This is a genomic window from Acinetobacter sp. YH12155 (assembly GCF_013418255.1).
Lineage (GTDB): Bacteria > Pseudomonadota > Gammaproteobacteria > Pseudomonadales > Moraxellaceae > Acinetobacter > Acinetobacter indicus.
In genome coordinates this window covers 237,582-249,104 of sequence record NZ_VPCK01000001.1, presented here as the reverse complement: position 1 = coordinate 249,104, position 11,523 = coordinate 237,582, and the positions used below count along the sequence as shown (strand labels likewise).

Annotated in this window: 12 protein-coding genes; 9 read left to right on the top strand and 3 right to left on the bottom strand. The window is 47.9% G+C overall.

All coding sequences use genetic code 11. From position 1 onward, the window contains the following. Nucleotides 1–22: 22 nt before the first annotated feature. On the bottom strand, nucleotides 23–1,222 hold the full coding sequence (gene chrA / locus FTU86_RS01210) for a chromate efflux transporter (protein ID WP_160241106.1): 1,200 nt from the start codon (nucleotides 1,220–1,222) through the stop codon (nucleotides 23–25). Between the two features lie 129 nt (nucleotides 1,223–1,351). Between chrA and FTU86_RS01205 the strand changes: the two genes are divergently transcribed. The 7 genes from FTU86_RS01205 (at nucleotide 1,352) to FTU86_RS01175 (ending at nucleotide 7,241) form a co-directional block, all read left to right on the top strand. Then, the gene (locus FTU86_RS01205) at nucleotides 1,352–2,383 is read left to right on the top strand and encodes a patatin-like phospholipase family protein (protein ID WP_180036489.1); all 1,032 of its coding nucleotides are present in this window, start codon (nucleotides 1,352–1,354) and stop codon (nucleotides 2,381–2,383) included. 269 nt (nucleotides 2,384–2,652) lie between these two features. Then, on the top strand, nucleotides 2,653–2,832 hold the full coding sequence (locus FTU86_RS01200) for a hypothetical protein (RefSeq protein WP_225876368.1): 180 nt from the start codon (nucleotides 2,653–2,655) through the stop codon (nucleotides 2,830–2,832). 286 nt (nucleotides 2,833–3,118) lie between these two features. Further along, nucleotides 3,119–3,634 carry an acyl-CoA thioesterase gene (locus FTU86_RS01195; RefSeq protein WP_005179490.1) on the top strand — a complete coding sequence of 172 codons (516 nt, stop codon included), beginning with the start codon at nucleotides 3,119–3,121 and terminating at the stop codon, nucleotides 3,632–3,634. Between the two features lie 151 nt (nucleotides 3,635–3,785). Continuing rightward, entirely contained in the window at nucleotides 3,786–4,367 is a 582-nt protein-coding gene (locus FTU86_RS01190) for a TetR/AcrR family transcriptional regulator (protein WP_180036488.1), read from the top strand. 4 nt (nucleotides 4,368–4,371) lie between these two features. After that, the gene (locus FTU86_RS01185) at nucleotides 4,372–5,571 is read left to right on the top strand and encodes an MFS transporter (RefSeq protein WP_168370091.1); all 1,200 of its coding nucleotides are present in this window, start codon (nucleotides 4,372–4,374) and stop codon (nucleotides 5,569–5,571) included. Nucleotides 5,572–5,582: 11 nt separating this feature from the next. Beyond that, nucleotides 5,583–6,476: a LysR substrate-binding domain-containing protein gene (locus FTU86_RS01180; protein ID WP_005179483.1), complete on the top strand. Its 894-nt coding sequence runs from the start codon at nucleotides 5,583–5,585 to the stop codon at nucleotides 6,474–6,476. A 147-nt stretch (nucleotides 6,477–6,623) separates the two neighbouring features. Further along, the gene (locus FTU86_RS01175; protein ID WP_180048300.1) at nucleotides 6,624–7,241 is read left to right on the top strand and encodes a glutathione S-transferase family protein; all 618 of its coding nucleotides are present in this window, start codon (nucleotides 6,624–6,626) and stop codon (nucleotides 7,239–7,241) included. 70 nt (nucleotides 7,242–7,311) lie between these two features. Here the strand turns inward: FTU86_RS01175 and FTU86_RS01170 are convergent, their stop codons facing one another. Further along, on the bottom strand, nucleotides 7,312–8,916 hold the full coding sequence (locus tag FTU86_RS01170) for a bifunctional 3-(3-hydroxy-phenyl)propionate/3-hydroxycinnamic acid hydroxylase (protein WP_180048299.1): 1,605 nt from the start codon (nucleotides 8,914–8,916) through the stop codon (nucleotides 7,312–7,314). A gap of 313 nt (nucleotides 8,917–9,229) precedes the next feature. Next, the gene (locus FTU86_RS01165) at nucleotides 9,230–9,442 is read right to left on the bottom strand and encodes a hypothetical protein (protein WP_104488708.1); all 213 of its coding nucleotides are present in this window, start codon (nucleotides 9,440–9,442) and stop codon (nucleotides 9,230–9,232) included. Between the two features lie 456 nt (nucleotides 9,443–9,898). On the opposite strand from FTU86_RS01165, the gene FTU86_RS01160 reads away from it, so the two are divergent. Further along, nucleotides 9,899–10,906: a GTP-binding protein gene (locus FTU86_RS01160; protein ID WP_180048298.1), complete on the top strand. Its 1,008-nt coding sequence runs from the start codon at nucleotides 9,899–9,901 to the stop codon at nucleotides 10,904–10,906. A 63-nt stretch (nucleotides 10,907–10,969) separates the two neighbouring features. Then, complete coding sequence (locus FTU86_RS01155; RefSeq protein ID WP_180036486.1) at nucleotides 10,970–11,500, top strand: YaeQ family protein; 531 nt, start codon at nucleotides 10,970–10,972, stop codon at nucleotides 11,498–11,500. Nucleotides 11,501–11,523: the final 23 nt, after the last annotated feature.

Sequence of the window (11,523 nt, the reverse complement as noted above, 5' to 3'; positions counted from 1 at the left end):
AGCAGGTTATCTTTTAGATGCTTTAGCTTAGCAAAGACAGCAAACCCATATACACGCCAAAGCTGCCAATCAGGCTGACCCACACCGGCAGTTTGCTTTTCAGTAAAACAATCACAAACATCACAAACGCCAGATCCAGCACTGATGTTAAATAATCCTGTCCCATATCAACAATGAGCGCGAGCAATAAACCCACCACCGCGGCATTAATACCAATCACCGCATGTTTGATTTTGTCCTGATGCATCAGCCAGGACCAATGCGGCAGGGTAGCAAAAATCAGAAAGAACGAGGGCAGGAAAATGGCGATGGTGGCAATAATCGCGTTCAGCACAGGATAGGCAGTTAAATCCAGAAAATAGCCGACATAGCTGGCAAAGCTGAATAAAGGACCCGGCATGAGCTGGGCAAAGGCATAGCCTAAATCAAACTGCTGGGCTGAGATCATGCCGGTACTGACAAAGTCCTGATGCAGCAGCGGTAAAATAATATGCCCACCACCAAAGACCAGTGCAGCAGACTGATAAAAGCCTAAAAAGCCTTCAGTTAGCAGATTCGGATTGATCCAGTTCAGCGCACCGAGCAGCAGAAACGGACAGATAAACAAGATTAGCCAGAGTGTAGTCGAGCCGAAACTGCGCTGTTCCAGCTGAAAACTCGGCGTGGTATGACTGCCGCTTTGAGGTTGTGCTTTGGCAATCCACATGCCGGCCAGACCAGCCAGCACAATCACCAGAATCTGGTTATATGACAGTGGCAGGAACCAGATCATGAGCGCAGACACAAGCATCAGCAGGTATTGCCACCAGCTTTTGCAAAAGCTTTGCAGCATTTGCCAGAAGGCCCAGAACACCACCGCCAGTACAATCAGTTGAATGGCATGAAAATACGCCGAACTGATCCACGGGAATAACTGCTGACCGATAAAGGCCAGTAGCGTCATCAGCAAGGCCGAGGGCAGGGTAAAACCCAGCCAGGCCACCACCGAGCCTAAATAGCCACGTTTTAAATAGCCAATGGCCAGTCCAACCTGACTGCTGGTCGGGCCGGGCAACAGTTGCGCTAAAGCGACGACCTGGGCATAGTCTTCATCTTTGAGCCAGTGCAAACGCTGCACAAAAGTCTGGTGAAAAAACACCAGATGCGCGGCTGGGCCCCCGAAAGACAAGCATCCCAGCTTAAAGAAAATCAGAAAAATCTGTGAATAAGATAAAGAAGACATTGGCTAGAATTTTAAAAAACCCGACTTAAGTTTAAACTGAGCAGATGACAGTTTAACGAATTTAAACAATGCACTGCAGAAAATCTCCTTAGACTACAGCAGGCCTGTCGAGTTCAGATCGAGGAATTCATGTTGAATAAAAATCTTGGCTTTATCAGTGTGATGGGGGCAGTCATGCTGACCTTAGGCGCCTGTCAGCATCTGCCAGAACAGCATCAGCGGGTGTCCTCCCAATTAATGGCAACCCCGGCAATGGCAGAGGCCAGCCAGCAGAACGCACGCATGAACTTTAAAACGTTGCCGCAATATACCGGACAGGACCCGGTCATTGCCTTGGTGCTGGGCAGCGGCGGCGCGCGCGGTTATGCCCATATTGGCGTAATTGAAGTGCTGGAACAAAATGGCATCCGTCCGGATTTTATCGTCGGGACCAGTGCCGGCAGTATTGTCGGGTCGATTTATGCCAGCGGCAAAAGCGCGCATGAGCTGCGTCAGATTGCCCTGAACATGAAGGCCAATGATGTCCGTGACATCAAGCTGGATATGAAAGGCTTCTTCGATGGCAAAAAAGTCGAGAACTATGTCAATACGCAGGTCAACCAGTTGCCGTTAGAGCAGCTGCCAATTCCGATGTATGTGGTGGCCACTGAATTAAAACAGGGCAAGAAAGTGGTATTTAATGCCGGCAATACCGGACAGGCAGTACGGGCTTCGGTGTCCATTCCAAGCATGTTTATTCCGACCCGAATTGCCGATGCCGAATATGTCGATGGTGGACTGGTCAGTCCGGTGCCGGTAAATGTGGCCCGCGAACTGGGTGCGGACATTGTGATTGCGGTCGATATTCTGGCCCAGCCGATGTATACCGAAACCAGCCATGTCTGGGGGCTGTTTAACCAGAATATTAATATCATGCAGAAGCATCTGGCTCAGGAAGAGCTGAAACATGCCGATATTGTGATTCAGCCAGATTTACGCGAAAAAGCACATATTTTTGATGTGCAGGGTCGTGAAGCCACCATGCAGGCCGGTGTGGTCGCCGCCTATGGCAAGCTGGGGCAGATTTCGCAGGTCTATCAGCATAAAGGCTATGCCGATGGTCACCGGATTCAAACCTATAACCTGCAACAAAATACTGTTGAGATACATTCGTGGCGCTAGAATGCTGCCGGTTTTTTCTATAACTTAAGTCGAATAAAAATGGCAAGAATGCTCATATCGCAATTTGCTTTTGGCGTTAATTGCCTGATGTTATTCAATAAAGGTATTTCGATTCATGCTCAAAAGGTTGTGATTAATATTTAAAGTTTATATATAAGTGTATTTTAATTCAGCTATTTAAGTTTACCTGTTGTTAATAAAGCTCTTATACTGGCCGCATCAGAATATAACGATTTATCTTAGAAGCTAAAACTGAGCAGGGCATGAGCATGAAGCAATTACACATTGGACAATCTGTACAACTGGCCAACATGGAACAAATTATTTTTACCATTAAAAAAATTAATGCCGATGGTTCCTATGAAATTGAAGCCCAGCTCGATGTACAAAATGTTTTAAATTATGGTCACGTGTCGCCGGAAATGTTGCGTCATATCAACCCGGCTTAAAAGCTCAGGCAGTAAAAAGTCCAATTTTGGGCTGAACTCATCTGCCCGAATGGAAAAAATCCACCTCCTGACGCGCCTGCTGAAATCCTGTTCAAGTGGTGTCGGGATGTGGATAAATAATTGAAAATTCAAGTAATAGCGCAAAACACTATATATTTTTCTAAATAATACCCCAATCACCATAAATAATAATGATGACTTTATTGCCGAATTGAACATTTAATTTGTGTTAAAAACGATATAATAATATTCACATATCCTGTCTTTTATAAGAGCCGAAAACAAGATGTCCCCATTAGATCAGCTTAAACCCATCTTAGAAGATCAATCTGAATTAACCATGTCGGTGTTAATGACGCCAGATATGGCAAACTTTTCCGGTAATGTTCATGGGGGAACAATTCTAAAATTACTGGATCAGGTGGCTTATGCCTGTGCCAGCCGTTATTCAGGCAGCTATGTGGTGACACTTTCGGTAGATAAAGTGAACTTTAAGGAACCAATTCATGTCGGCGAGTTGGTGACTTTCCTGGCCAGTGTGAACCATGTAGGCCGTACTTCCATGGAAATTGGCATTCGCGTCGAAGCGCAGAACATTCAAAAACGCACCGTGCGTCATACCAACAGTTGCTATTTTACCATGGTCGCAGTTGATGAGCAGGGCAAACCCAAACAGGTGCCGGCCTTAAATCTGGACAATGACTGGAAACGCTGCCGTTTTGAAGCGGCAGAACAGCGTAAAGTGGCACGTTTACAGGAAGGTACTCATCCATCTTGCAGTATTTACAAGAAGTCGATTTAAGTCTGACTTTCACTGTGTTGAAGAAAGACCTGAAATTTCAGGTCTTTTTTATTGCCACATTTTTTATACCAGACGACAGAAGAATCACTCGCCAGCCGGCACCAACTGGCTTATTATAAAACGATACGTATCGTTTCGTTTTGGACTGGGTATGGAAACTGAAAAATCATCACGGCGGCAGCAATGTATTTTAAATGCTGTGGTCGAGGCACTGGCAGAGTATGACTATAGCCATCTGACCATTGAGGATATTGCCACGCGGGCCGGTGTGGGGAAATCGACCATCTACCGCTGGTGGAAACATAAATCCGAACTGGTGTTCGATGCCTTTAAGCTGCAAACCGCCTCGATTTTTGAACTCGACTTTAGCCAGTCTTTGCAGTTTAACCTGACCCAGCAATTGTTTAAGCTGAGTCAGGCGCTGAACCATCAGGTTGGGCGGGCGGTACTGGTGGTGATGGCCGAGCAGCGTGAAACTGCCGCAGCATTTTTTCGTGAATATTTGCTGCCACGGCGTGAACAGATGCGCAAGCTGATTCAGCTGGCGATTCAGCGTGGCGAAATTGTGGCGCAGTATCCGTTTGAACTGATGCTCGACACGCTATATGCACCGATTCATTACCAGATTATTTTCTTTAACCGGATGCCCGATGCCGACTATATTCAGCAGCTGATTGAGATGGTGCTGGGACCAGTCCGGGTTCAGCCGCTTATTGATGCGCAGGAGCGCTAAGCCTATGTCTGCTCAAAGTTCTGCTGCATTATGGAATCGTGCATTTATTCTGTGTCTTTTCAATAACCTGTTTCTGTTTGTTTATTATTTTGCCCTGCTAGCCGTATTACCAATTTATATCATGAATGATCTGGGCGGCACGGTCAAAGAAGCCGGTTTGGCTCTGACCCTGTTTCTGGTGTCCTCGATTGCCATCCGGCCGTTTTCCGGTTTAATCGTGGAAAAGCTGGGCAAGAAACTGTCTTTTCGTGGTTCTGAGCTGTGCTTTGTGCTGTTTGCCTTTTGCTATATCTGGATTGACAGCATGTGGAGCCTGCTGCTGGTGCGTTTTTTACATGGCATCTGGTTCAGTATTTTAACCACGGTGGCGGTGCCGGTGGCCAGTGACTTTATTCCAGAAGCGCGTAAAGGCGAGGGCATTGGTTATTTTGTGATGTCGACCAATTTGGGCGTGGTTTTTGGGCCTTTAATTGCCTTAACCACCATCCAGTTCACCAGTTTTCGGGTGTTGTTTGCCGTGCTGGCAGTGATTATGGCGATGGGTTTTCTGTTCTGCCTTAGCCTGAAACTGCAGGATGATCGGGTCAAACCAGCTAATCTGTCTGATCCATCTGCCACGAAACCCCGGCTGAGCCTGCATGATATTGTCGAAACCCGGGTCATTCCGGTGGGGCTGGTGGCCATGCTGACTGCCTTGGCCTATTCCAGCGTGATCAGTTTTATTACTGCCTATAGTGAAGCCAAGCAGTTACTGGCCTATACCAGTCTGTTCTTTGTGGTCTTTGCTGTGTCCATGATTGTGGTGCGGCCGTGGGTCGGCAAGCGTTATGATCGTAAAGGTCCAAGTGCGGTGATGTATCCGTCCTTTGTGTGTTTTGCCATGGGACTGGTGATTGTCAGCTTTTTATCTAATCCGTGGATTTTATGGCTGTCGGCGGTGTTTATTGGTATTGGCTACGGCACCTTGTTTCCGTGTCTGCAAACCGTGGCCATTCAAACGGTCAATAAACAGCGCATGGGTCATGCGATTTCAACGTTCTTTACCCTGTTTGATCTGGGGCTGGCACTCGGTTCCGTGCTGATGGGCATCCTGATTGCCTGGATGGGCTTCCAGCTGACCTATTTACTCTGCGCCGTGCTGGTGCTGTTGACCTTGCTGCTTTACAAAGCCATGGTCACACCAACCTTGCGTCAGGCTCCCTAAGAGGCTTCAACATGGAATTAAGACATTTACGTTATTTTGTTGCGGTAGCAGAAGAGCTGAACTTTACCCGGGCCGCAGCCAGAATGTATACCGTGCAGCCATCTTTAAGCCAGCAAATTAAAGATCTGGAACAGGAGGTCGGGGTACAGTTATTGCTGCGTTCCAACCGTAAAGTGGAACTGACTCCAGAAGGCGAGGCCTTTTTAAAGCAGGCGCGTTTGTGTCTGGACTATGCCGACAAAGCCATTCAGGAAGCGCGGCAAGTGGCACAGGCGCAAAAAGCACAGTTGAATATCGGCTTTGTGCCGGTGGCCGAAATGAAAGTGTTTCCTTATATCATGCCGAATATTCGTGCCCAGTTTCCCGATTTAAAAATCCATTTTCATAGCCTGCCGGATGCCGAGCAGTTTAAGGCCTTAAGTCGGGCGGAAATTGATATTGCTTTTACCCGCTATCCAGATGAATCGGGAGCGTTTGAGTCAATCCAGATTTTTGATGAACCACTGACCCTGATTGTGCCGAAAGATTCTCCGGCGGCCAGCTTAAAACATATCAGCATCAAAAGTTTTCAGCAGCAGGATTTTGTGATTAGTGATGAGCACGCCTCACCGCAGCTGTACAAAATTATTCAGGACTTTTTAAAGCAGTCTAGGCTGGAGATTCATGTGGTGCAGCATTCCACCAATATTCTGATGAACGTTAATCTGGTCGGGATGGGCGTCGGCTGGAGTCTGGTGCCGGCTTATGTGATTCCGCTACTTGGCGATAAAATTGTGGTGAAAAATACATTAGAGCCACTGCCGATGATTGGCCTCTATGCCAGCTATCGCAAACAACATCGCAGCGAAGCGATTGAGCTGATTTTAAAAGTATTGAAAGCACAGTTTTATATGGATTTTGGCTAAAGCAAACGTGTTACGCCCAACTACATATCGGCGCAGCCGGTTTTTTAAAATTGGTGAAGCCGTTAAAGATGGACACAAATCAACAGCGTTTCTCGCCGGACAGCAGGCTTAAAATATAAGCATTGATGCACTGTCGAGGAACTCCACATGCAACTGTATACGCATCCTCAATCACGTGGTCAGACCCTAATGCCGCTATTACAGGAGCTGCAGATTCAGGATCAGATCGAGATTATTCAGGTCAGTTGGGAAGATCTGCAACAGCCAGAGTATCGGGCCATGAATCCTTTGGGCAAAGTGCCGCTACTGGTCGATGGCCCGGTTTTTATTAGTGAAACCCCGGCAATTTTTGCCTATCTGGCTGATCATTTCTTTGAACAAGGTTTGGCCCCGGCCCTGGATGATCCGCAGCGCGGCGCCTATTTCAAATGGCTATTTTTCTGTCATGGCCCATTAACCGAATGGATTGACTTGAGCAATTTCCAGATCAGTCAGGCCCAGCTCGAACAGCATAAACGCGGTTTAGGGATGGGATTGCCGAAAGATCTGATGGCGTTTTTAAAACAGGGACTGCAGCAGGCCAACCCCTATTTGCTCGGTGAGCGTATGAGTGCCGCAGATTTGTATCTGGCGTACTGGCTGGCCTATGCCATTGCTCTGAAGGCCATTCCTTATCTGGAAGAATTCCGGCCGTATCTGCAATGGATGGCGCAGCGGCCATCCTTAAGTCAGGTGATCTGGTTTCAGCAGCTGGATCAGCATTGAAATAGCGGCATGAACATGAGCGCGAATAGCAAAAAACCACGCCTGAGCGTGGTTTTTTGAAGGGTTCATCTTATTGGGCATGCAGTTTCTGGAACAGTTGCTGACTGGTACTTTCCAGGGTTTGCGGAATTGCCAGCGCCGCAACGAAACGGTCAGGGCGTAAAATTACCACCGAGCCTGTGGTTTTGCCAAACCAGCTGCGAATTTCTGTGCCCAGATCACCAATGGTAATCACATCTGCAGAGTGTTTCGGCTGTGGATGTTTGAGCTGCACCGCAGGAATCACCTGAATAAATTTCACCCCCAGTTTCTGCCATTGCTGCATGCTGCTGTCAGACAGTCCCCATTTTGGATCAACGCCCCAAGCGATAATCGCAAAGTCATTGCCCAGTACGTCATCCAGCAGCACCGTTTCACCTGAGGCCAGTTGTACCTGCGGCTGAATAAACATTTTACCGACCGGCGAGTATTTATCGGTTTGTGGCAACAGGGCGCCATCCTGATATTTCGGCATCGGCTTAAAGCGCATTTCCAGCAAATACTGTTTGATTGGCTTGATGTAGTTCAGCACATAAGAAATGCCATCACGGACAATACCGTGCCATTGTTTTGGCGGCGCCAGCACATGCCCGGCCATCACCGATAAATCAATCATGGCTTTGGCATGGTCTTTACGTTCAATCTGGTATGAATCGAGCAGCTCGGCAGCGGCTTTGCCCTGAATCACCAGCGCCATTTTCCAGGCCAGGTTAAAGGCATCACGCATGCCGCTGTTATAGCCCTGACCCTGCCACACCGGCATAATGTGTGCTGCATCACCGGCCAGTAAAATCCGGTCAACACGGAATTTTTCGGCAATACGCGCATTGTGGGTATAGACGCGCTGGCGAATCACCTCGATGCCATCGGTGGTTGGTAGTACTTTAGACAGTAACTTGGCGATATTTTCCGGTTTGCTCAGTTCTTCCTGGGTTTCGCCCGGCATCACCATAAACTCGAAACGGCGGATGCCATGTGGCAGGGCGGCGGACACATAAGGACGCACCGGGTCACAGCACAGATAAATATGCGGCGTGGCCAGTGGATCATTATCAATATCAATCACAATCCACTGGTTCGGAGCTGTTTTACCATCAAAGGCAATATTCAGACGACGGCGTACCAGAGAGTTGCCGCCATCGCAGGCAATCAGATATTGTGCCTGAATCACTTCCTGCTGACCCTCACGGGTATGCAGTTTGAGCGTCACGCCACTTGCATCTTGACGAAACTCGGTCAGTTCCCGGGAAAAAAGTACTTGGGTCTGTTCATATTGGGTCAAGCCGTTTAACAGCACCTGATCGACCTGCGGCTGGATAAAGGCATTGCGGCGCGAGAAACCAAATTCGCGGGTCAGCGGTTGAATATCGGCGAAGCAGCGGCCGTTTGGGGTAAGAAAGCGCATGGCATGATTGGGCGTGGTATGCGGCAAGACCTGATCGACCAGACCTAAAGATTGAATGGTCCGCAACGATTCATCATCAATCCCGATGGCGCGTGGGTAATCAATCAGGCGATCCAGCTGTTCCACTACCATCACCTGAATACCTTGTTTGCTTAAATAATTGGCGATGGTTAAGCCGACCGGACCGGCACCCAAAATTGCCACTTCAGTTGTATAGTTTGTTGTGTTCATCGCGAGGTCCATCCATCACGTCAGATTAACGTCCATTAACGGTGAAAGGCCGGGATTCAACAAGTTATGCCATAGTGGAAACAGAGGTCGACTGTAGAGGGTAGTAAATAAGATGATTTTTATAATTTGTTGATTAGATGAATATTTATAATAAAAATACGATCATTCAGGATGATGTTACGATCATTTATTTCTATAGTAAAAAGACCATTTCCATAAAAAAGTGAAACCGCATCAAAGCGGTTCCACCTTCACACAATGGTATTTAATACGGTGCTGCCATCAAAGATAGCAACGCACAGTATGGCAACTCTTAACGTGCAGTTTTCTCTTTTTCATCGCTTGATACGGCTTCAGACGCAGGCTGATCTGCTGCCCCGGCATTGGCCGCTGCTGCTGGCTGCTCCTGGGTGCTGACAATCACTTTGTCTTCAGTTTGGGTATTGGCTGGTGCTGCTGGTGCAGCAAAAGTGGTTGCGGTAGCAGCCGCAAACGTGGTCGCAAGTAAAATTTGAGTTAATTTCATTTTGGGCATCCTTTAATATTCATTTTAGAGTTGACCTCGTATGCACATCACCTGCATCGAGGACAGGCTTCATGCTATGCCGCAGTGGGAGATTGAGCAATCGAAGCAACAAAGCAAAAAATCTGCTTAACATTGGCTCTACATGAATGAAGAAAATGTAGCAATTGGGTAAGAATTTACCGTTTTTTGCATCTAAAATCGGCGAACTTACAGAGGAGATAGCTCGAACTATCCCCATGCCGGGATAAATAAAATTACATTGCTACCGATATTTCAGTGTTACGGAGAAAAACTGCAGGCAGATAAATGTAATTAAATTTTTCTAAAAGATAGCAAAGGTAGGCGCATTTTCTGGCTCAAGCTGAAAAAATCTCAGCCAGAAAGCCGCAGTGCTGGCTTGAACCACATGGCAATCTTGCATAGCATGCAAACGTTGCCCAGCCAAAGAGTAGACCTGTGAAACTGATTGCACCGACACGCGCCGTTCCAACCCATATTATTTCCGGTTTTCTGGGAGCCGGGAAAACCACGCTGTTACAGCAGTTGCTGCGTCAAAAACCGGAGCAGGAAGTCTGGGCGGTGTTGATGAACGAATTTGGCCAGATCGGCATTGACCAGCAGATTTTGCCACAAAGTGACGGTTTTGAAATTAAGGAACTGCTCGGTGGCTGTTTATGTTGCAGCAGCCAGTTACCAATGCAGATTGCCTTGTCACGCTTGCTAGATGAAGCCAAGCCCGACCGGCTGTTTATTGAACCCACCGGATTGGGCCATCCGCTGCAATTGCTGGAACAGCTGACCGAACCGCACTGGCACAGCCATCTGGACATGCGCGCCTTGGTCACGGTGGTGGATGGTTCACGTTTGCACGATGCCGACTGGACCCAGCAAAACCTGTATACCGACCAGTTAAAAGCCGCCCAGATTATTGTGATTTCACATCCGGATCAGATGCAGCCGGCAGATGAACAGGGCCTGGAAAAATTAAAACAGGAATATCAGGCCTATGCACCGCGCTGGCTAGCTGCTGAAAACGGTCAGCTGCCATTGGCTGAAATTGATCTGGCCCATGTCGGCATCCAGCGTAAAATCCAGCCTTTATTGCAGCTGCAACGCACACTGCCGGCACAGGCAGAGCTGCCGGAAATTAAACAGTTGCCCTATCATTATGTGGAAACGGCGCAGGGGTATTCGGTGGCCGGCTGGAAATTTTCCCGGCGCTGGCAATTTGACTTTTATGCGCTACTGGATCTGCTCTGTGAGCAGCAGGACTGGTTGCGGATTAAAGCAATTTTTCACACCAATCAGGGCTGGAAAACCTTTAATTTCAATCCGCAGCAATTTAACTATCAGTCATCGCCCGAAAATACCGATAACCGGATCGAGCTGATTTATCGTAACACCCGGGACTGGAGTGTGTTTGAGGAACAGCTGCTGGCCTGTCGTATTGACAATACTGCCTAGAATCTGTTCAGCACGGGGCAGCAAAATCCGATATGCTAGGCGCCAAATTTGAGGATCACGTGTATGGCGCTTAAAGCAACAATTTATAAAGCAGATTTAAATATTGCCAATATGGATGTGCATCAATATGGTGACTATCAGCTCACCATGGCCTTGCATCCGTCTGAAACCATCGAGCGCCTGATGGTGCGTATTCTGGCATTTGCCCGCTATGCCGATGAGGCACTGGAATTCACCAAAGACCTGTTTGAAACCGATGAGCCGGCGCTGTGGCAAAAAGATCTTACAGACCAGTTAATAAACTGGATTGAAGTCGGCTGCCCGGATGAAGATAAAGTCAAAAAAGCCAGCGCCCGTTGCCAGCAGGTGGCGGTGGTGGCCTATGGCAGCAATGTCGATGACTGGTATAAACGCTCCAGCAAGCTGAAAACCCTGAAAAATGTTCAGGTCTGGAAACTGTCTACCGCCACCACCGAAGCAATTCAGCAACTGTGTGAACGTACCATGCAGCTACAGTTAAATGTGATGGATGGCGAATGGACCTTAATTGGCGATCAGGCCCAGGCCGTGATTGAATGGGAACAGTTGCAGTAACCCATCCGGTTGCTGCTGTGGTG